We start from the raw sequence: 21,604 nt of genomic DNA on the forward strand, positions 1-21,604 counted from the left end.
TGAGGTTCACACGACAAAGTCCGGCAAACCTACCCCTTCGAATAGCACATGCCGACACATAGAAAGTTTCGGGAAAAAAAAACCTTCTCGTAACGTGGGGTCGCAAGATTATAGAGAAGTTGAGGTCAAAGATCGACCCTTAAATGTGATTTGGAATGGGTTTTTCGGGGTCAGGTATTGTGCGGTCTGGTGCCCTCACCCCCAGCCCCTCTCCCACGGGGAGAGGGGGAGCATTTATTATGGCATATGCTCACGCTTGAGGTACTCTTCGCTCTGCATCTCTTGCAGGCGCGACAGGCAGCGCTGGAACTCAAACTTCAGGCGCTCGCCCTGATAAACCTCATATAAAGGCACCTCGGCGCTGACCACCAGCTTAACGTGGCGCTCGTAAAACTCATCTACCAGCGCGATGAAGCGGCGCGCTTCGCTCTCCATGAGTGGGGTCATAACGGGCACATCCCACAACATAACGGTATGGAACAGACGCGAAAGCGCAATGTAGTCATGCTGGCTGCGGGCGTCCACGCAGAGCGTTGCAAACGAGACGGCCAGCGTCTGGTTTTCTACGCCAAGCGTCGGCAACGGACGATGATTAATCTCCAGCGCTGGCGCGTTATCCCGCGGCGCTCCCGCCAGCGCCAGCCACAGTTTATCCATCTCGCGGGCTGTGTCGGCGTTCAACGGCGAAAGCCACAGGTGTGCCTGCGTTAATGTGCGCAGTCGATAATCGACGCCGGCATCGACGTTCATGATGTCGCAGTGCTGTTTGATAGCATCAATGGCCGGCAGGAAACGCGCCCGCTGGAGACCATTGCGATAAAGCTCATCCGGCGGGATATTGGAGGTCGCCACCAGAGTGATCCCACGCGCAAACAGCGCTTTCATGAGGCCCCCCAACAGCATGGCATCCGTAATATCGGAAACAAAGAACTCGTCGAAGCAGAGCACGTCCGTTTCCGCCTTAAAGCGATCGGCCACAATGTCCAGCGGGTCGGTTTCGCCCTGGAGCGCCGTCAGCTCTTCATGGACCCGCAGCATAAAACGGTGAAAGTGCAGGCGCTGCTTACGCGTGCCGGGCAGGCTCTGGTAGAACATGTCCATCAGCCAGGTCTTACCCCGCCCAACGCCGCCCCACATATATAAGCCACGAACCGGTGCGTTTACCGTGGGCTCTTTTTTGCCCAGTAAACGGCCGAATGCCGCCTTCAGCCCACTGCTCTGCACCGCATCGGCGGGTTTCGCCAGAAGTTCCTGATAAATCGTGTCCAGGCGGTTAACCGCTTCACGCTGGACATCATCCGGCTGGTGTGTGCCCTCGCTCAGGGCCAGTTGGTAACGCGATGAAGGGGACAGGTTTTGCATGATGTTGTTGTTATTCCTTTAGTTAAACCTCACCAGCGCGCGTGGCTGATGAAAAAAAGGCCGTTCTACACTACGCGATGATACGTCAGGATTCCACTTCTGCGGAAATAGCGGTTATAGTGGCATAATCAGGCACAGGCAGGAGCCGAGCCAACACCCTACGGAACAACAAGACAACGGGAGAAGTTCATGACCTGGGAATATGCGCTAATCGGTTTAGTCGTCGGCATCATCATTGGTGCTGTGGCCATGCGTTTCGGTAACCGCAAATTGCGTCAGCAGCAGTCACTGCAATACGAACTGGAAAAGAACAAAGCCGAACTGGAAGAATATCGCGAAGAGCTGGTCAGCCACTTTGCCCGTAGCGCTGAGCTGCTGGACAACATGGCGACAGATTATCGCCAGCTCTACCAGCACATGGCGAAAAGCTCCAGCAGCCTGCTGCCGGAAATGACCGCGGAGACCAACCCCTTCCGCAATCGTCTGGCTGATTCTGAAGCCGGTAACGATCAGGCTCCGGTTCAGATGCCACGCGACTATTCAGACGGCGCGTCCGGCCTGCTGCGCGGTGGCGTAAAACGCGATTAATCGCACAACCTGAATAAATTTTACGGGCGCACCTTATGCGCCCATCCTTTCTTCCCGTCCCCAGCTATTATTTAGTCAAACACCTCATTGTTCAGCGGTTGAAAATTCAATAACATCAAGATGTTTTTGGGGCCGTTCTTTTTCATTCCAGGATACGAGAGTCAGCATCAATGAAGAAAAAAAACCAGCTGTTGAGCGCCTTAGCGTTAAGTGTCGGGTTATCTCTCTCGGCGTCCTTCCCCGCCAGTGCGGCACTGCCTTCGCAGGTGCCTGGACAAGAAGCCATTCCCAGCCTTGCGCCGATGCTTGAAAAAGTCCTGCCTGCGGTAGTCAGCGTTCAGGTGGAAGGGACGGCACGCCAAAGCCAGCGTATTCCTGAAGAGCTGAAGAAATATTTTGGCGAAGACGCGCCGGATCAGCAGGCTCAGCCGTTTGAAGGCCTGGGCTCAGGGGTGATTATCGACGCGGCTAAGGGCTATATCCTGACCAATAACCACGTGATCAGCCAGGCCGATAAAATCAGCGTTCAGCTGAACGATGGTCGGGAGTTTGACGCCAAACTGATCGGCGGTGACGATCAGAGTGATATCGCCCTGCTACAGGTGCAAAACCCCAGCAACCTGACCCAGATCGCCATTGCAGATTCCGATAAGCTGCGCGTCGGTGATTTTGCCGTCGCGGTCGGTAACCCGTTCGGTTTAGGCCAGACCGCCACCTCCGGAATTGTCTCCGCCCTGGGGCGCAGCGGCCTGAATCTCGAAGGGCTGGAAAACTTCATCCAGACCGATGCCTCCATCAACCGGGGCAACTCCGGCGGTGCGCTGCTTAATCTGAACGGCGAGCTGATCGGCATCAACACCGCTATCCTCGCGCCAGGCGGCGGCAGCATCGGGATTGGTTTTGCCATTCCGAGTAACATGGCGAAAACCCTGTCTCAACAGCTGATTCAATTTGGCGAGGTTAAGCGCGGTCTGCTGGGCATCAAAGGCATGGAGATGAGCGCCGATATCGCCAAAGCCTTTAAGCTCAACGTCCAGCGCGGGGCGTTTGTCAGCGAAGTGCTGCCCAACTCAGGCTCTGCAAAAGCGGGCGTGAAATCCGGCGACATTATTGTCAGCCTGAACGATAAACCGCTGAGCAGCTTCGCTGAATTACGGTCACGTATTGCCACCACGGAGCCGGGCGCTAAAGTGAAGCTGGGCCTGATCCGTGAGGGCAAACCGCTGACCGTGGAAGTGACGCTGGACAAGAGCACCTCCTCTTCCGCCAGCGCAGAACAGATCTCCCCTGCTCTACAGGGCGCTACGCTGAGCGACGGTCAGCTTAAAAACGGCACGAAAGGCATTACCGTCACTACCGTTGAGAAGAGCAGCCCGGCCGCGCAGGCAGGTTTACATCAGGACGACGTGATCGTGGGCGTGAACCGCACTCGCGTGCAGTCTATTGCCGAAATGCGTAAGGTGCTGGAGAGTAAACCGGCGGTCATTGCCCTGCAAATTATCCGTGGCAACGACACCCTCTACATTTTACTGCGTTAACCATTTGCGACTCCGGACATCGCCGCTGCGTGTGATGTCCGGATAACTCATGTTATGCTGCAAACCGTTCCTATTTTAACGACACACGCATCATGCTTTTAAAGCTCTTTCGTTCAATTGTCATTGGTTTGATCGTTGCCGGTCTGCTGCTGGTGGCTATGCCATCTTTACGCCAGTTCAACAAACTGTCGGCTCCTCAGTTCGACAGCACGGATGAAACGCCTGCGACGTACAATCAGGCGGTACGCCGTGCTGCCCCCGCCGTGGTTAACGTCTATAACCGCGGGCTTAACAGTTCCGCTCATAACCAGCTGGAGATCCGCACGCTCGGTTCCGGTGTGATCATGGATGACCGGGGCTACATCATCACCAATAAACACGTCATTAACGATGCCGACCAGATTATCGTCGCCTTGCAGGATGGCCGCGTGTTTGAAGCCCTGCTGGTGGGGTCGGACAGCCTGACCGATCTGGCGGTGCTGAAGATCAACGCCACGGGCGGTCTGCCGACTATCCCGATTAATCGCAAACGCACGCCGCACATCGGCGATGTGGTGCTGGCGATCGGTAACCCGTACAACCTGGGCCAGACCATCACTCAGGGGATCATCAGCGCGACCGGTCGTATCGGCCTGAACCCGTCAGGGCGGCAGAACTTCCTGCAAACCGATGCCTCGATCAACCACGGTAACTCCGGCGGTGCGCTGGTGAACTCTCTGGGCGAACTGATGGGCATTAACACCCTCTCCTTCGACAAGAGCAACGACGGCGAAACGCCGGAAGGGATTGGCTTTGCCATTCCGTTCCAGCTGGCGACCAAGATCATGGACAAGCTGATCCGTGATGGCCGCGTGATCCGTGGCTACATCGGTATTGGCGGGCGTGAAATCGCGCCGATGCATACGCAGGGCGGTGGTATCGATCAGATCCAGGGGATTGTGGTCAACGAAGTGGCGCCTGGCGGCCCGGCGGCCAACGCAGGTATCCAGGTGAACGACGTTATCCTTTCCGTCAACGGTACGCCAGCGGTCTCTGCGCTGGAAACCATGGACCAGGTGGCTGAGATTCGCCCGGGCTCCATCATCCCTGTTGAAGTCATGCGTAATGACAAGAAGCTGACGATTCAGGTCACCATCCAGGAATACCCGGCCACTAACTGACGGGCATAAAAAAACGGAGCTTAACGCTCCGTTTTTTTTACCGGGATAAGATCACTTGTTAACGAACTCTTCGCCCAGCGTAATGTCTTTCTTCAGCGTATCCAGCATGCCTTCCATCGCGTTTTGCTCAAACGCGCTCAGCGTGCCGATAGACTTACGCTCTTCAACACCGTTTTTACCCAGCAGCAGCGGCTGAGAGAAGAAGCGCGCGTGTTCACCGTCGCCTTCAACATAGGCGCATTCAACAACGCCTTTTTCGCCCTGCAACGCGCGAACCAGAGACAGGCCGAAACGTGCCGCCGCCTGGCCCATAGACAGGGTTGCAGAACCGCCACCCGCCTTCGCTTCCACCACTTCGGTGCCTGCGTTCTGAATACGTTTGGTCAGGTCAGCCACTTCCTGCTCGGTGAAGCTCACGCCCGGGATCTGCGACAGCAGAGGCAGGATGGTCACGCCAGAATGACCGCCGATAACCGGCACTTCCACTTCCGTTGGCTGCTTGCCTTTCAGCTCAGCCACGAAGGTATTGGAGCGGATGATATCCAGCGTAGTTACGCCGAACAGTTTGTTCTTGTCGTAAACGCCCGCTTTCTTCAGCACTTCTGCTGCGATAGCAACGGTGGTGTTCACCGGGTTGGTGATGATCCCGATGCACGCTTTCGGGCAGGTTTCAGCAATCTGCTGAACCAGGTTTTTCACGATGCCCGCGTTGACGTTGAACAGGTCTGAACGATCCATACCCGGTTTACGCGCAACACCCGCGGAGATCAGCACCACGTCGGCACCCTGCAACGCAGGACGCGCATCTTCACCGGAGAAGCCTTTGATTTTCACAGCTGTCGGGATGTGGCTCAGGTCAACCGCCACACCTGGGGTTACCGGAGCAATATCGTACAGGGAGAGTTCTGAGCCTGAAGGCAGTTGGGTTTTCAGTAGTAGGGCAAGCGCCTGGCCGATACCACCAGCAGCGCCGAGGACTGCGACTTTCATCCTAAACTCCTTATTATGGTTAACTTAAGTATCTGTAACTCCGTTGCGGCGACCATAATTCAGCACGTCATTAATTACAATTTTCATCGCTAAAGAATTTGAGGTCGCACGTCTTTCGCCTTCACCTGAATACTATCGGGATGCAGGCAACAACGAATTAAGAGGGGGTTACAATACACCCTGCCACGCCACCAAAACAACATCATTTTGATAACATTTAATTTACTTTTAAGCTTATTTGCGCGGCGTGACCCATGCATGTTTTCCGATAACGAAATCTGATAAAATCTCTCCCTTTCATAACATTATTTCAGCCTGGTGCCAGGTAGATAATTTGCATAAAAATTCATCCACATGCATAATAATGTTGTTTCTATCGTCATATTCCGGGTGACTTATGCGAAGCTCGTCTAAGCAAGAAGAATTAGTGAAGGCGTTTAAAGCGCTACTCAAAGAAGAGAAATTCAGTTCTCAGGGAGAAATTGTTCAGGCGTTGCAGGAACAAGGCTTCGACAACATCAACCAGTCGAAGGTCTCTCGCATGTTAACCAAGTTTGGTGCGGTGCGTACGCGCAACGCCAAAATGGAAATGGTTTATTGCCTGCCTGCTGAACTTGGCGTGCCAACGACCTCCAGCCCGCTGAAAAACCTGGTTCTGGACATCGACTATAACGATGCCGTGGTCGTGATCCACACCAGCCCGGGCGCAGCCCAGCTGATTGCCCGCCTGCTGGACTCGCTGGGTAAAGCAGAGGGGATCCTCGGGACCATCGCCGGCGATGACACCATTTTTACCACCCCGGCAAATGGTTTCTCGGTGAAAGACCTCTACGAAGCGATTCTGGTCCTGTTCGAACAGGAGCTGTAATTGTCTGCCCCGTAGCGCCTGGCTGCGGGGATCATTCTGCTTTTACCGCGTTTTACCCTGCTTTTCTCTGCCTGCTACTTTTGCAAATAGTGCTTTTTACCGCCTGTTAACATTCATTCAGTTAATGATCTGCCGCAAAATCGCACAAAAAATCAAATTACCATACCCATTTGATTTAAATAAGAAAAAACCACAAACCTCGCATTGTGACGCCCTTTTTTATGCATTCTCGTTATAAAAAATGAATTTTTTAACGCGTAATAACAGACGAAACCATTAGTCTGGTATTAATTTTTTGCGTGATTAGTGTATACTTGATTTTGTGATGAGGGTCACAGAACAAAGACCCCAGTAAAATAATTGACGAGGTAAATAATCATGAAAATTAAAACCACTGTAGCTGCCCTGAGCGTACTGTCAGTCCTGTCATTCGGTGCGTTTGCAGCCGACACCATCAATGCTGAACAGGCACAATCCCGTCAGGCTATCGGGACTGTTTCTGTTGGCGCCATCGGTACGTCTCCGATGGACATGCACGAAATGCTGAACAAAAAAGCGGAAGAACAGGGTGCGTCATCCTATCGCATCATCGAAGCGCGCAGTGGCGACCACTGGCACGCTACCGCAGAACTGTACAAATAAACCCTCGTCGTATCTCATCATACGACTTGCCCCTGACCTCCCGGTCAGGGGCTTTTTTATCACTGGCGCACGTTGAAACGCAGTTGCCCTTCCAGCTCCTCCTCCGCTTCATCAAACAATAAAATCAATGCACCAAAGCGTCTGCGTAGTTTTTCAGGCAGATGGGTAAATTCGATTTCCAGCGGTAACGGCAGACGATCGCCGGTAACCACATCCCACAGCATATCAAGATTGCTTACGCTGCCCCGCTCCAGGTCGAACGCCCGAATAAACTCGCGATAGAAGTCTTCCTGACTCTCAATTTCGTCAAAATCAAAGGTATAAATTTTCATTGCCAGCCACCCGGTACAGGCGGGCGGCAAATGCCGCCCTGTCTATTATAATCCCCCGATATGCAGGGTTTTGACTTCCAGAAACTCCTCCAGCCCCAGCACGGACCCTTCGCGGCCCAGCCCGGACTCTTTTACGCCCCCAAACGGACCCAGCTCGGTCGAGACCGCACATTCATTAATTCCGATCATGCCGCTCTCAATGGCCTGCGAGACGCGGAACACGCGCGAGAGATTCTGGGTATAAAAGTAGGCTGCCAGCCCGTAAGGCGTATTGTTAGCGCGCATAACCACTTCGTCTTCCGACGTGAAGCGGAAGCAGGCGGCAACGGGACCAAAGGTCTCCTCTTCTGCCAGCTTCATGCCTTCATGGCAGTCACCGAGTACGGTTGGCATCCAGAAGTTGCCGCCAAGTTCGTGCGGTTTACCCCCAGCCAGCACCGTGGCGCCCTTCGCTACCGCATCTTCGACGTGCTCACGGACTTTTTCGACAGCCGAAGGCTCAATCAGCGGGCCGACAACGACGCCCTCGTCCAGACCATTCCCCACCTTCAGCGCCTTCACCGCATCGGCAAGTTGATTGACAAACTTGTCATAGACCGTCTCCTGAATATAGAAACGGTTTACGCTGACGCAGACCTGCCCAGCGTTACGGAACTTATTGGCGATCGCGCCTTTGACGGCGGCCTCAATATCCGCGTCCTCGAAAACGATATATGGCGCATTACCGCCCAGCTCCATCGATACCTTTTTCATGGTCTCTGCGGAATTGCGAACCAGCGTTTTCCCGACGGCGGTTGATCCGGTAAACGAGATTTTGCGCACGTCATGGCTGGCCATAATGGCGTCACTAATTTCTGAGGTGCTCCCCGCGACCGCATTCAGCACACCATCCGGCACACCGGCCTGCTTCGCCAGCGTCAGCAGCGCAAAGGCGCTCAGCGGCGTGTTGTTTGCAGGCTTGATGACGCCGGTACATCCTGCTGCCAGCGCCGGGCCGAGCTTACGGGTGAGCATGGCCATCGGGAAATTCCATGGCGTGATAGCAGCAACCACCCCGACAGGTTCACGAGTGGCCAGAATACGGGAGCCGGGTTTAACCGGAGGAATGATTTCACCGTTGGCGCGCTTGGCCTGCTCGGCAAACCACTGAATGAAGCTGGCAGCGTAGTCCACCTCACCTTCAGCCTCTTTCAGCGGCTTGCCCTGCTCGGTAGTCATCAGTCGCCCGAGCCAGCTTTTATTCTCGATAATCAGTTCATACCAGCGATAGAGGATCGTGGAGCGCTCTTTTGCCGTTTTTGCGCGCCATGCGGGAAAGGCCTTCGTCGCGGCCGCAATGGCCTCTTCGGTTTCGGCTTTCCCTGCTTTCGCCACTTTCGCGACCACCTCGCCCGTGGCCGGGTTTAGCACATCAAACGTGGTGTCGAGTGTTTTCCAGATACCGTTAACCAGATACCCGGTCTGAAAAAGGATACTGTCCTGAAGAGCCTGGGTTGTCATGTGTCCTCCCTTCCTGAATGTTTGAACCTGCAAGAATAAGTATAGCCACAAAAAAACCGACGCTTTTGGCGTCGGTTTTCTCTTCGTTAGCTGTCTGTCAGCGCATTCTGGTAGCGGTGCAGCATAAACACCAGCCGCTCTACCGGCTCGGTAACCTGCGGCGGCGCTTCCCAGATCCGCAGTTTCTCCTGGTAGATATCCAGTTCCTCCAGCAGTTGCTTAAAGTAGCGGCGACGTTTGTCATCACTGGATGCCGATATCACATGGTCCGCCGTTCGCCGTAGCTGGCGGTGGTAGGCGGACAAATCGTCGTTGATCGGCACTGGCGCGTTCCGCAGACGCTGGTGCGCGATAATCATGGTTAACGCCAGGCGGAAGCGGGCGACATCGCCCGGGAATTTATTCAGCAACAGGAACAGCTGTTGATAGAGCGCCGGCAGGTGGTTCTCCTTGCGCCGCGCGGTGTTGGTAGTCAATGACGATACGGCGGCCGACACAAACTGATTCAGCAGCACACGCCCTGTCCGCGCCTGAGAGTTATCCCGCACCAGCAGGATCACCATCATCGCCAGGAAACAGCCCACCAGCTGACCTAATGCGCTATCCAGGAACTGGCTGAAATGGAAGGTCATCGGGTTATCCAGCACGATGATGTTAATCGTGCTCGCCAGCGCACCCAACGATCCCAGACGGCGTTTTTGTACCTCAATCCCGATAAAGAACGCCATCACCGCCAGGCTGATGCAGAGCAAAAGCATGCTTTGCTGCGTCGAGGGAATAATCACCAGGAAGTAGAGCGCACCAATGGGTAACGCCGCAATGGTGCCGTACAGAAAATCGATCGCGACCATGCGCGGGTTGGGCAGACGCATCGCCAGCGCGGTGACGACGGCAATCATCACCATCGCGCCGCTGCCGGACGTCCAGCCGGTCCACAGCCAGAACAGCGTGCCGAGTATACAAGCCAGGGTGGTACGCCAGAAATTAACCATCGCATGGTGGCGCTCGGCGGACTCCGGTTTGATCACCACTTCGCCCTGCAATACCTCTTCTTCCGCCGCACTGATTTTGGTGTTGCTAATCACGCCGCGTTTCAGGAGCAGGTAGCGCGTTGCGGCGCCTACCCAGGTATAAATGGTGACTGGCGTATCCCGTTCTCCTGTCCAGGCAATCACACGACGCATGCGTTTAAGCTGTCGATGCACGTCCTGCACCGTCTCCACGGGCTCATCAAACAGTTCGCGGAAAGTATCCGTTACCACTTCGGGGCGGGTGTTCTGAATCAGGTAGGTTTCACACGCCTGGGTGATCAGCGTTAACGAGACGGTATTGATCGCTTTCAGACGACGATTGGCCCGCTCCCAGCGGGAAGACTCCATGTTGAGATTACTGCGCATCCCTTCCAGCGCCTGCGTGCGGCGCACCAGCGCGCTCCAGGCCTTGTCGACCTCTTCGCTGTCGCCGTGCTTAATGCACAGCTGCATAAGCTGGTACTGAGCAACAATCAGCGCGTCCAGCTCACGATCGACTTCCTGCTTGATGGATCGCGGAGAGAAGAGCAGATCTGCGACAATCGCGCAGACGATACCAATGACAATCTCGCTACAACGTTCGACGGCGAACTGCGGAGCAAGCAGCGGTTCACTCTGAATGGTGATGATAATAATCAGCGCGGTATATCCCGCCAGGCCCCAGGCGTACGAGTTCTCCACCTTCACCAGCGAAGAGACCCAGGTGCAAAAACCCGCCCAGATACAGCACACAATCAGCATCAGCAGCGGCGTACGGATCATCAGGATGATAATGGTCAGAGCGGCGATACAGCCGATAAAGGTGCCGATAATACGCAGCATCCCGCGATAGCGAATTGCCCCGGAGTAAGGTTCGCCACCCGCCGCGAAGGCAGGACCGGCGGCGACGATCGCGGCGGTCAGAACGGCCCAGCGCGGTGTTTCAAGCTGGAAATGGAAGCCAACAAACAGCGCCAGCACAATGGCGCATGCCAGCTTCACGGCGAAGCGGATGTGCTGGCTGGCGATGGAAAAAATGCCCATAGCGATCAACCAAACTCGCGCAGGCGATGGGCGATTTGACGGAAGATAGAATCCTGGCTGGCATCACGGTCTTTTTCACCCGTGATCACCACCGTCGCGGTGGTGCCTGCGGGCCAGAGGTTGCTCTGCTGCTCATCCAGACGAATGCGTACCGGTACGCGCTGCGCCAGGCGAACCCACTCGAGGTTAGAATCGACGGTCGCCATCCCTTTTGTATCATTGGTACTGCTGGAGTTGGTCACCCCCGCGGCCACGCTGTCCACGGTTCCCTTCAGGACCCGGTTGCTGCCGAGCGGCGTGATTTCGGCGCGATAGCCCGGACGCACGCCTTCCAGCTTGGTCTCTTCCATATAGGCGAGGACGTAGAAGGAGTTCTGTTTCACCAGCGCCACGGCAGTTGAGCCGCGCGTGATAAACTCACCCGCATAGACGTTGAGGTTGGTCACCCAGCCATCGGACGGCGCGCGGATAACGGTACGTTCCAGATCGAGCTTCGCCAGATCGCGCGTCGCCTGCGCTTTTGCCAGCTGATGCAGCACGGTTTGCAGCACGTTATTAGACTGGTCAATCTCTTCCCGGGACATAGCCTGGATGCCCAGCTTGTTACGGCGACCTGCTTCACGGCGTTTTTCAGCGGCCAGCGCGTTGTAATACGCCACGTCGGCTTCCGCTTCTTCCAGCGCTTTTTGATAGCGCGGCTGGTCGATGGTGAACAGCACCTGATCTTTTTTCACCAGTTGGTTATCGTGGACGTTGACCGCCGTAATGAGACCGGCGACATCGGGCGCTATCGCGACCACCTCCGCGCTGAAACGCGCATCGCGCGTCCACGGGGATTCGGTGTAATAAACCCAGGCGCGAAAAATAGCGATGAACGCCAGGATGACCAGCGCCATAGTGATGGCAGTGCGGGAGATTTTTCTTGTTAGCGTTTTCACATCAACCTCAGACAAACATGCGCGATATTAAATAGAACAGGCAGCAATACAGCGCGGTATTGAACAATGCAGGATGCCAGACGAAATCATAAATCCCGGTAGGGACCAGCACCTTGCGCACCAGCCAGAAGATCGCCAGTGATAAAAGAAGCTCGAAAAATATCGGTGGGAACGACAAACCGAACACCACGATAACGGGAAACAGACTCATGTTGACCTTGATTAAAGAGAGTGCAGGTTACTGGATTTTTAAGCTCGCGCCGCCGCAGGAGAGCAAGAATTGCCGGGCGAGAGTGGCGCAGCCGTTATGTAATTAATAATATATTAACGTAACTGTTATGCTGTTATCTATCATATGTGATCTAAATCACTTTTAAGCCAGAGTGAATAATGGAACGTCTAAAACGCATGTCCGTCTTTGCGAAAGTGGTTGAGCAAGGCTCTTTTACCGCCGCAGCACGTCAGCTACAAATGAGCGTCTCATCCATTAGCCAGACAGTGTCAAAACTGGAAGATGAGCTCCAGGTGAAGCTGCTCAACCGCAGCACCCGCAGCATCGGGCTGACGGAAGCGGGTAAAATTTACTATCAGGGCTGCCGTCGAATGCTGCATGAGGTGCAGGATGTTCACGAGCAGCTCTATGCCTTTAACAACACGCCTATCGGCACGCTGCGTATCGGTTGTTCTTCAACTATGGCACAAAATGTTCTCGCTGCCATGACGGCGGAAATGCTGAAAGAGTATCCCGGTTTAACCGTTAATCTGGTAACGGGCATTCCGGCACCGGACCTGATTGCCGATGGGTTAGACGTGGTGATCCGCGTTGGCGCGTTGCAGGACTCGAGCCTGTTCTCGCGTCGACTGGGCAGCATGCCGATGGTGGTCTGCGCGTCGAAAAGCTATCTGGCACAGTATGGCGTGCCGGAAAAACCTGCCGACCTGAGCAACCACTCGTGGCTGGAATACAGCGTTCGGCCAGATAACGAATTTGAACTGATCGCGCCGGAAGGGCTTTCCACTAAACTGCTGCCTGAAGGCCGCTTCGTGACCAACGATCCGATGACCATCTCACGTTGGCTGGTGGCCGGAGCCGGGATCGCCTACGTACCGCTGATGTGGGTGATCAATGAGATCAACAGCGGCGTACTGGAGATCCTCTTCCCGCGTTACCAGTCCGATCCACGTCCGGTCTACGCTCTGTATACCGAGAAGGACAAACTGCCTCTCAAAGTACAGGTGTGTATTAACTATCTGACCGAGTATTTTGTCGAAGTGGCGGAGCTGTTTCAGGGGATGCGCGGCAGAAGAAAGGAGTAATAAAGTAATCGCTATAATCATATCTGGCATGAATATTCCCCGGATGGCACTCACATTCGTCCAGGAATATTTCCGCCCTCCTCTCAGGAATGGCTAATTGACACTCCCGCCACCCGCCATTTACCTTATAAGCAGTCTGAACATCAGACTGTTATATATTTGTTACCAATATGAATAATAAAATGTATTTCGCAGGATGACGTTAAACAAGGAAAAGAGATGAATATATTCGAACAAACACCGCCTTCACGCAGGCGCTATGGACTCGCCGCGTTCATCGGTTTAATTGCAGGGATCGTCTCCGCTTTTGTCAAATGGGGAGCCGAAGTGCCACTTCCGCCACGCAGTCCCACCGATTTATTCACCGGCGCATGCGGACCTGAGCAATTAATAAGAGCCGCAAGCCAGATTGACTGCTCCCGCAATTTTTTAAACCCTCCCTATGTATTTTTACGCGACTGGCTGGGCGTTGCTGATCCTAACGCAGCCGTTTATACATTTGCCGGACATATATTTAACTGGGTCGGTGTGACCCATATTATTTTCTCAATCGTCTTCGCTGTGGGGTATTGCGTTGTTGCGGAAGTCTTTCCGAAAATTAAACTCTGGCAGGGTTTGCTGGCGGGTGCGTTAGCCCAGCTTTTTGTGCATATGATCTCCTTCCCGCTGATGGGTCTGACGCCACCGCTGCTTGAGTTGCCGTGGTATGAACACGTGTCAGAGATCGTGGGGCATCTGGTCTGGTTCTGGTCGATCGAAATCATTCGTCGTGACTTGCGTAACCGCATTACTCACGAGCCTGATCCAGAGATACCGCTGGGTAACTTACGTTAAAAAAAAGGCGCTACATCTGTAGCGCCTTTTTTAAGCATCCTAAGATCAGGCCGTGCCGCCCACCGTCAGATTATCCACTTTCAGCGTAGGCTGACCGACGCCCACAGGCAGGCTCTGGCCCTCTTTGCCGCAAACGCCCACGCCGTTATCCAGTTTCAGGTCGTTACCGACCATGGAAATCTGCTGCATGGCCTCAATGCCGGAGCCAATCAGGGTTGCGCCCTTCACCGCTTTGGTCACTTTGCCCTTCTCAATCAGATACGCCTCTGAGGTAGAGAAGACAAATTTGCCGGAGGTGATATCCACCTGACCGCCGCCAAAGTTTGGCGCGAAGATACCGTAATCAACGGATTCGATAATCTCCTGCGGCGTGGACTGGCCCGGCAGCATGTAAGTATTGGTCATGCGGGGCATCGGCAGATGTGCGTAGGATTCACGACGGCCGTTACCCGTCGGCGCAACGCCCATCAGGCGCGCGTTAAGCTTGTCCTGCATGTAGCCTTTCAGTACGCCGTTTTCGATCAGCACGTTGTACTGACCCGGCGTACCTTCATCGTCGATAGAAATCGAGCCGCGACGGTCGAGCATGGTGCCATCATCCACCACGGTACACAGCTCTGAGGAGACAAGCTGCCCCATCTGACCGCTGAATACGGACGTCCCGCGACGGTTGAAATCACCTTCCAGGCCGTGACCGACCGCTTCGTGCAGCAGCACGCCCGGCCAGCCTGCGCCCAGTACCACCGGCAACGTACCGGCTGGTGCAGCCACGGCAGACAGGTTGACCAGCGCCATGCGCACGGCTTCTTTTGCCCATGCATCCGCACGGGCTTCGCCGTCGACATCACCCAGGAACCAGTCATAACCAAAACGACCACCGCCACCGCTGGAGCCGCGCTCGCGCTTACCGTCGTCTTCAACCTGCACGCTGATAGAGAGACGCACCAGCGGGCGAACATCCGCCGCCAGGGTACCGTCCGTCGCTGCCACCAGGATCAGTTCATAAACCCCGGTCAGGCTGGCAGAGACTTCCTGCACGCGTTTATCCGCCGCGCGAGCCACTTTGTCCACGCGACGCAGGATGTCCAGCTTCTCCTCGCGGCTCATGCTTTGCAGCGGGTCGATGCTGGTATAGAGCGCAGCGTGCTGCACTTCACCCAGCGTTTTCACCCGTCCGTCGCCCGTATCGCGCACAATGGTTCGCGCCGCCTGCGCGCTCTGCTCCAGCGCGGCCAGGCTTATCTGGTCTGCATAGGCAAAACCGGTTTTTTCGCCGCTGACGGCGCGCACGCCGACGCCCTGGTCAATGTTATAAGAGCCATCTTTAATGATGCTGTCTTCTAAAACCCAGGATTCGTGATAGCTCGACTGGAAATAGAGATCGCCGTAGTCGAGGCGGCGTTCGGTCAGTTGACCAAGAATGGAGAACAGGTCCTGATGGCTCAGGCCGTTCGCTGCGAGCAAATGTTCACTTACCAGGTTCAGACTCATCTATTGCTACTCGTTCGTTGCCGCCAGTGGCGGTATAAAGATCGTATTTATTGAGAGTGAGGCAATTACCTGCCCACGTCAAATCATTGCTGTGCTTCTTTGCGCGGCTGGCGCAGCACCTCATTAATCTGTGGTTTATCAACCGGCCCGGTAATGCGATAGCGCAGAATCGAGACTTTGCTCCAGAGCGGCCCCAGCACTTTACTGGCCGCAAACACCGCCGCCCCGACAATAGGATTGACCACAAAGGCTGCCGCAACGCCCACGCTTGCGGAAATCTCCGGCGCCACCACGGCTTCCATATCCAGCTCGCGGCGCACGAGATCCACTGACCCTTTCATCGCGATATCCGCTTCCAGGCCGTCCACCAGCGTGTCGTCGGTGTGCAGAACGCCGTCTTTGATCCACGCCGTGCTGCGAATGGAATCGTAGTAGAAACCTTCGCTGAAGGTGTCGCTAAAGTCGAAGCGCAGCTTGCGCAGCAGCGCGTCAAAACTCAGCAGACGCAGGATCTGCCCGGCGCGCCCCGTGCTCACATCGGCAATCTCCCCCTTACCGAAGTGGGTTTTCAGGATGCCGTTAAGCGAAGCTTCATCGGGTGTCCATGGCGCTGCGCGCCAGTGCAGATCGTAATTCACATCGAAGGACGATCCGCGAAGCGGCGTGCTAATGCCGAAGAAGTTAGCTGCGGCGTCCAGCTTGTTGCCTTTAATATCGCCTTTCAGCGAGGTGCGCTGTTCACCCGGTTTGTTCACCCATTCGCCAGCGGCAGTCATGCGGCCAAAGCCGGTATCCACCAGCCCACCAGAGAGGCTCAGCGTATTGCCCTGAATAGCAAAATCACCGTCGATACGGCCATATTTTTGCCCCCACAGCCAGCACTCCGCACAGCGCAACTGGAGATCGGGCCAGCCGCTGAAATCCACGCGCGACCTCCCACTGCCACTGACAGGAGAAGCGCTTGTCGACTCTGCTTTAGACGCCGTAAAGGTCGGATTGTAATAGAGATAACGGATAGCCGCCTGCCATGGCGCGTGATCGCGCATGGTCAACGAACCGTTAATCTCACGCCCCTGCGCCTCGACCTTTGAGCCGTTTACCGTCGGCCGGGAGACAATACTCAGGTTGTTCCACTGCTGCCCGCCCAGCGTCAGCGCAGGCGTGCGCAAGGTAATGGACTGTGGGAACTGCGCCGTTTGGTCGACGTTTTGCCCGACACCTTTCTGGAACAGTGCCAGCCACTCTGCGCCATCCATCGGCGGGAGATTCAGTTCAACGCCCGCCTGCTCCGGCAGCGGCGGCGTGGTACGGCTGTCCGTCGTCCAGATCGCTCTGTCCAGCGTCAGCTTGCGGTTAAGCAGCCAGCGGCTGTTGAAGTGGTTTGTTCCACCAGCGTTTCCGGTTAAATCGAAGCTGTTAAGGTTGCCCGCAACCTTAACATTGACGGGCAATGCTTCACCGCTTTTCTTATTCAGCGGCGCGGGAAGTTGGCTGCTGAGGTTTTTCAGATCGCCCGTAATGTCGACGTTATAGCGCGCACCGGCATGATAAGGCAGGTCGATGGCGACCTTGCCATTCCATGACACCGCGCCGTCCACCGCATTTTCAATCGGCTTCGGCAGAACATCCATGCGTGACGGCTGCCAGTTCGCGTCCATATTGACCGCCACCTGGTAGGCTTTATCGCCCTCGGTGGTGGAGAAATCGATATTGACGGGTTGATTGAACCAGGTCGCTTTCAGCGGCTCACTTTTCAGCGTGCCGTTAACAAAGCTGAACTGACCGCTGAGGTTTTTCAGCGTGCTGTCCAGCGGCTTGATATAGAGGCTGTTGTTATTAAGGCGAACGTCGCCTTTGGCGGTGGTCATTTCACCGTCCAGCGGGATATCCAGATGTAAGCGAGCATTCACATCGCCATCTAACTGCAACTGCTGAAGGGTGGCTGCCAGGGAGTCTTTCAGCGGCGTATCTTCAAAGTACGGGCCAACCGCTTTACCTGGCCCCTTAATATCCGCATCAATCAGCAGTTTCTCTTTGGAGTAATCCGGGATGTTTGCCGTCAGGTTGCTTGCCGTTACGCCGCCCAGCGCAACGCTGTCCGTCTTCATCCACAGGCCGTCATTCAGGAAGTTGAGTTCAATATCCAGATTCTTCAGCGCCGGCCAGTCCGGCTGGAAGGCATAGGTGGCGTTGCGTAGAGGCACCAGAACCTGGAACTGGCCTTCGTTGTGCTTATACGGGAACAGGTGCGGGTTGCCGCCGTAGACCAGCGTGGCGTTATCCGCCTGGCCGCCCTGAATAGCGCCGCTGAGATAGTCCACCAGCGCTTTCCCCATCAGGTTTTCCGGGAAGTAGCGCCACGCCTGCGAACCGTCATCCGTGCTGATGCCCGCCAGAATACCCAACCACGGCTCATCGCCTTCAGGCTGTAGATAACGGAAATTACCGCGGGCATGTACCGCTTTGGCTTTCACATCGATATCGCGGCCATCGAGCTGAAAACCTTTGTCATTCTTCAGCCAGTTGAGGGTGGCATTTCCCTTTTCGATCTCCAGTGGCGCACGGAAGACCGTTTCGTACGGCATTTTCGCGTCCTGCATTTCTGCCGTCAGCCTGCCGTTTTCCACGCTTCCTTCCAGTTTACCGCTGAAGTGCTCGGCACCCGGCAGCAGTTTCCACTGTTTCCATGCGAGATTTTTCCATGCCGCCTGAAAACGCGTCTTTTCCGTAGCCTGGAGCGGAATATCCAGCGCCAGCCGGTTTATCTGCCCGCTCGGCTGCGTCGCCAGCCAGATTTCGCCCAGCTCCGGGGAGAGTTTTGCGGCCATTGAACGCAGCCCTTCGATCGCCGTCAGATCCAGGTTACTGGCGCGGATACGCAGCTCGTCGCTGCGTTTACCGTTTATCCCGCCGACGTCCTGCTCCGGCATCCACGCCAGCGTCAGCGCGCCGCGCGGCCAGGGTTTGTTATCCATGGAGATGCGCGTATCCGGAATAGCGAACTGCCAGCCGCCTTTATCCTGCGTCACGTGTGCGGTGAGGTTATCGACGGAAAGTTGATGCTGATGGTTTTCCCCTTTCCAGCTCGCGCCCCCCTGCTTAAGCCAGATATCGCCGCTGGCGAACGTCCCGTTCGTCAGGGTCATCCAGCCTTCCAGGCTGAAGCGCGCGGTCTCCAGCTGCATGTTCTGCTGTAGCCACTCACCGAGCCACGGCTTCACGTCCACGTCGTCCGCCTGTAGCCACACCCTGCCGTTGTTCAGCAAGCCATTGTCGTCACGCAGATCCATCCGCACCTGCATAACGCCGTGCTGCCCGTTCAGGCTGGAGAGATTCACCTGCCCCTCGGCGCGGTGGCGATCTTTCCCGTTTAACCAGGTCAGCTGTGGGATCGCCAGCTCAGCGCGCTGGCCGGAAAGAGTAATAAAGCTCACTTCGCTGTCGCGCAGATCGAAATGATCGAACTGCCGCAGGAACAGATCGCTGATACGGCTGGTTTCCAGCCCCCGATCGCTGTCGCCGCTTCGCAGCGGCGTGTTAGTCATCAGCTGAAGTTGCCAGAAGGTGAGATCGCGAAACTGCCAGCGCAGATGCAGCAGGCTTTGCCAGACATCCAGCGCCAGGGTGACGCGTTTGATTTCGAGGTGGCCGCCATCTTTCAGGCTGGCGCGGATATCGCGCGCATCAAGCGTCGGGCCAAAGTTCTGCCAGCTTGCCTCGATATGGCTCACGTCCACCGGCAGGCCGGTGGCGGATTCGATTTTTGCCAGGATCTGCGGCCGCCAGCTGTCCAGATGCGGCAAGGCGAGACGCAGCCCGCTCACGAGCAACGCGACAATCACGACCAGCGTTGCCCCTGTAAGCAGTAAAATCCCCGGCAATCGCCTCACGCGTCTCTCCTTGTCAGCCTTAAATCTCGCAGCGAACTGCGTTTACATCATGACGACGTCAAACTGCTCCTGGTTATAGAGCGGCTCAATTTGCACTTTTACCTGTTTGCCGACAAAGATTTCCACTTCTGCCAGCGCGTGCGACTCTTCCCCTTTCAGGGCCTCCGCCACCGCAGGGGAAGCATAGACCAGAAAACGGTCTGAGTCGTAGGCATGATGGACACGGACAATCTCACGCATGATTTCGTAGCAGACCGTCTCCACCGTCTTTACCGTTCCGCGTCCATGGCAGGTTGGACACTCATTACACAGGACATGTTCCACGCTTTCGCGGGTCCGTTTCCGGGTCATTTCCACCAGACCGAGCTGCGAGAAGCCATTGATGCTGGTTTTCACGCGGTCCTTACTCAGCGCCTGCTCCAGTGAGTGCAGCACGCGACGGCGGTGATCTTCATTGTTCATATCGATAAAGTCGATGATGATAATGCCGCCCAGATTACGCAGACGAAGCTGACGCGCGATGGCCTGCGTCGCTTCTATGTTGGTGTTGAAGATGGTGTCATCGAGGTTGCGATGGCCGACAAACGCGCCGGTGTTGATGTCGACGGTGGTCATCGCTTCGGTTTGATCGATGATCAGATAGCCACCCGATTTCAGCTCAACCTTACGCTCCAGCGCACGCTGGATTTCGTTTTCAACGTCATAGAGGTCAAATATTGGCTGGCGTCCGGTGTAATGCTCCAGCAGACCCGGCATTTCCGGGATGTACTCGGCGGTGAACTCCAGTAAGGCTTCGTACGTCAGACGGGAGTCCACGCGGATGCGGTCAAGCTGGGCGTCGGCGAAATCACGTAATACGCGCTGAGCGAGCGCCAGCTCACCGTACAGCCGGTAGCGGGTCTGGTTGCGTTTTTTACGCTCCATCACTTTGGTCCAGACGCGCTTCAGATAGGCCGCATCCGAGGCCAGATCTTCTTCGCTGATCCCTTCCGCCGCGGTACGGATAATAAACCCGCCCTGCTCGTCGCAGTAGGCGCTGACCACCTTTTTCAGGCGCTCACGCTCGCTTTCGCTCTCAATGCGCTGTGACACGCCGACGTGCGACGCCCCCGGCATAAAGACCAGATAGCGTGAAGGCAGGGTGATGTCGGTGGTCAGACGCGCGCCTTTGGTGCCAAGCGGATCTTTTACCACCTGTACCATCAGATCCTGGCCCTGACGCACCAGCTCAGAGATGTCGCGCACGGCAAACTGCTTTTGCTCTTCGCCTGCCACACATTCGGTGTGCGGCATGATATCGGAGGCATGTAAAAACGCCGCCTTATCGAGCCCAATATCTACAAAAGCCGCCTGCATACCCGGCAGGACACGACTGACACGACCTTTGTAGATATTGCCTACGATTCCGCGTCGCGCTTCACGCTCAATATGAATTTCCTGGAGAATGCCACCATCAATGTAGGCCACACGGGTTTCCGATGGCGTTACGTTTACCAACAATTCAGCCGTCATAATTATCCCTTCCCTCACGCAGTGAGTTAAAATTGCTCAGCAACTCATACGTTTCCACCAGCGGTAAGCCGACTACGGCGTGATAGCTGCCATTTATCTTCCTGACAAAACAGCCACCCAACCCTTGAATACCGTATGCACCTGCTTTATCCATAGGTTCACCGCTGGCGATATAGCCGGCGATCTCCTCGTCGGTGAGGACTCTGAACGTCACTTCCGTTACCACAAGGCAATCCAGAACGTACTGGCTATCTGCCAGCGCTACCGCCGTCATCACCTGATGGGTTTGTCCGGACATATTACGCAGCATCCGCGCCGCATGGTCTACGTCGCGGGGTTTCTCAAGCACCTCACCATTGAGAATAACGATGGTATCCGCACCCAGCACCGGTAAGTCACGCGGCACGCATGCCACGCCCGCCTGCGCTTTTTCACGCGCCAGACGAGAGACATACTGCTGAGCGCTTTCACCCTCAGCACGTTTTTCTTCGATACCGGTAACGATGCGTTCGAAGGAGACACCCAACTGCGCGAGCAGTTCCTGGCGACGCGGAGAACCGGAGGCAAGATACAAAGACGTCATAGAAA

Annotated in this window: 18 protein-coding genes; 7 read left to right on the forward strand and 11 right to left on the reverse strand. The window is 55.6% G+C overall.

Annotated features, from left to right (window positions below):
* Positions 1 to 237 precede the first annotated feature (237 nt).
* On the reverse strand, positions 238 to 1,362 hold the full coding sequence (gene zapE / locus KTH07_RS18085) for a cell division protein ZapE (protein WP_017693899.1): 1,125 nt from the start codon (positions 1,360 to 1,362) through the stop codon (positions 238 to 240).
* 189 nt (positions 1,363 to 1,551) lie between these two features.
* On the opposite strand from zapE, the gene zapG reads away from it, so the two are divergent.
* The 3 genes from zapG (at position 1,552) to degS (ending at position 4,648) form a co-directional block, all read left to right on the forward strand.
* Positions 1,552 to 1,950: a Z-ring associated protein ZapG gene (zapG, locus tag KTH07_RS18090; RefSeq protein WP_003860432.1), complete on the forward strand. Its 399-nt coding sequence runs from the start codon at positions 1,552 to 1,554 to the stop codon at positions 1,948 to 1,950.
* Positions 1,951 to 2,120: 170 nt separating this feature from the next.
* Positions 2,121 to 3,488 carry a serine endoprotease DegQ gene (gene degQ, locus KTH07_RS18095; RefSeq protein ID WP_015572006.1) on the forward strand — a complete coding sequence of 456 codons (1,368 nt, stop codon included), beginning with the start codon at positions 2,121 to 2,123 and terminating at the stop codon, positions 3,486 to 3,488.
* A gap of 92 nt (positions 3,489 to 3,580) precedes the next feature.
* A complete protein-coding gene (gene degS, locus KTH07_RS18100) occupies positions 3,581 to 4,648 on the forward strand; it encodes an outer membrane-stress sensor serine endopeptidase DegS (RefSeq protein WP_003860430.1) in 1,068 nt (355 codons plus the stop codon).
* Between the two features lie 51 nt (positions 4,649 to 4,699).
* Here degS and mdh read toward each other — a convergent pair whose 3' ends face one another.
* Positions 4,700 to 5,638 (reverse strand): malate dehydrogenase, encoded by a 939-nt coding sequence (gene mdh / locus KTH07_RS18105; protein ID WP_003860429.1) that lies wholly within the window; start codon positions 5,636 to 5,638, stop codon positions 4,700 to 4,702.
* A 397-nt stretch (positions 5,639 to 6,035) separates the two neighbouring features.
* On the opposite strand from mdh, the gene argR reads away from it, so the two are divergent.
* Positions 6,036 to 6,506, forward strand: coding sequence for a transcriptional regulator ArgR (argR, locus tag KTH07_RS18110; RefSeq protein ID WP_003860428.1), 471 nt, complete (start codon positions 6,036 to 6,038; stop codon positions 6,504 to 6,506).
* Positions 6,507 to 6,884: 378 nt separating this feature from the next.
* Positions 6,885 to 7,148 carry a peroxide/acid stress response protein YhcN gene (gene yhcN / locus KTH07_RS18115; protein ID WP_006812160.1) on the forward strand — a complete coding sequence of 88 codons (264 nt, stop codon included), beginning with the start codon at positions 6,885 to 6,887 and terminating at the stop codon, positions 7,146 to 7,148.
* A gap of 59 nt (positions 7,149 to 7,207) precedes the next feature.
* Here the strand turns inward: yhcN and KTH07_RS18120 are convergent, their stop codons facing one another.
* The 5 genes from KTH07_RS18120 to aaeX form a co-directional block, all read right to left on the reverse strand.
* Positions 7,208 to 7,480, reverse strand: a complete 273-nt coding sequence (locus KTH07_RS18120) for a barstar family protein (RefSeq protein ID WP_003860424.1) — start codon at positions 7,478 to 7,480, stop codon at positions 7,208 to 7,210.
* Between the two features lie 45 nt (positions 7,481 to 7,525).
* Positions 7,526 to 8,980, reverse strand: coding sequence for an NAD-dependent succinate-semialdehyde dehydrogenase (locus tag KTH07_RS18125; protein WP_017382714.1), 1,455 nt, complete (start codon positions 8,978 to 8,980; stop codon positions 7,526 to 7,528).
* 86 nt (positions 8,981 to 9,066) lie between these two features.
* Positions 9,067 to 11,034, reverse strand: coding sequence for a p-hydroxybenzoic acid efflux pump subunit AaeB (gene aaeB, locus KTH07_RS18130; protein WP_015572008.1), 1,968 nt, complete (start codon positions 11,032 to 11,034; stop codon positions 9,067 to 9,069).
* A 5-nt stretch (positions 11,035 to 11,039) separates the two neighbouring features.
* Positions 11,040 to 11,972 carry a p-hydroxybenzoic acid efflux pump subunit AaeA gene (aaeA, locus tag KTH07_RS18135; protein WP_017382713.1) on the reverse strand — a complete coding sequence of 311 codons (933 nt, stop codon included), beginning with the start codon at positions 11,970 to 11,972 and terminating at the stop codon, positions 11,040 to 11,042.
* A gap of 7 nt (positions 11,973 to 11,979) precedes the next feature.
* A complete protein-coding gene (aaeX, locus tag KTH07_RS18140; RefSeq protein WP_003860416.1) occupies positions 11,980 to 12,183 on the reverse strand; it encodes a p-hydroxybenzoic acid efflux pump operon protein AaeX in 204 nt (67 codons plus the stop codon).
* A gap of 179 nt (positions 12,184 to 12,362) precedes the next feature.
* Between aaeX and aaeR the strand changes: the two genes are divergently transcribed.
* Both aaeR and KTH07_RS18150 read left to right on the forward strand, forming a co-directional pair.
* The gene (aaeR, locus tag KTH07_RS18145) at positions 12,363 to 13,289 is read left to right on the forward strand and encodes an HTH-type transcriptional activator AaeR (protein WP_017382712.1); all 927 of its coding nucleotides are present in this window, start codon (positions 12,363 to 12,365) and stop codon (positions 13,287 to 13,289) included.
* 219 nt (positions 13,290 to 13,508) lie between these two features.
* The gene (locus tag KTH07_RS18150) at positions 13,509 to 14,123 is read left to right on the forward strand and encodes a YagU family protein (RefSeq protein ID WP_017382711.1); all 615 of its coding nucleotides are present in this window, start codon (positions 13,509 to 13,511) and stop codon (positions 14,121 to 14,123) included.
* A 45-nt stretch (positions 14,124 to 14,168) separates the two neighbouring features.
* Here KTH07_RS18150 and tldD read toward each other — a convergent pair whose 3' ends face one another.
* From tldD to KTH07_RS18170, 4 genes are all read right to left on the reverse strand, one after another.
* Positions 14,169 to 15,614 carry a metalloprotease TldD gene (gene tldD / locus KTH07_RS18155; RefSeq protein ID WP_017382710.1) on the reverse strand — a complete coding sequence of 482 codons (1,446 nt, stop codon included), beginning with the start codon at positions 15,612 to 15,614 and terminating at the stop codon, positions 14,169 to 14,171.
* An 83-nt stretch (positions 15,615 to 15,697) separates the two neighbouring features.
* Positions 15,698 to 19,504 (reverse strand): AsmA2 domain-containing protein YhdP, encoded by a 3,807-nt coding sequence (yhdP, locus tag KTH07_RS18160; protein WP_023304504.1) that lies wholly within the window; start codon positions 19,502 to 19,504, stop codon positions 15,698 to 15,700.
* A gap of 42 nt (positions 19,505 to 19,546) precedes the next feature.
* Positions 19,547 to 21,016 (reverse strand): ribonuclease G, encoded by a 1,470-nt coding sequence (gene rng / locus KTH07_RS18165; RefSeq protein ID WP_003860405.1) that lies wholly within the window; start codon positions 21,014 to 21,016, stop codon positions 19,547 to 19,549.
* Positions 21,006 to 21,599: a nucleoside triphosphate pyrophosphatase gene (locus tag KTH07_RS18170; protein WP_023295509.1), complete on the reverse strand. Its 594-nt coding sequence runs from the start codon at positions 21,597 to 21,599 to the stop codon at positions 21,006 to 21,008. Before KTH07_RS18170 ends, rng begins: the two co-directional genes overlap by 11 nt.
* Between the last annotated feature and the right edge of the window lie 5 nt (positions 21,600 to 21,604).

Origin of the sequence: Enterobacter cloacae complex sp. ECL72 (assembly GCF_019056635.1) — a bacterium.
GTDB classification, from domain to species: domain Bacteria; phylum Pseudomonadota; class Gammaproteobacteria; order Enterobacterales; family Enterobacteriaceae; genus Enterobacter; species Enterobacter hormaechei_C.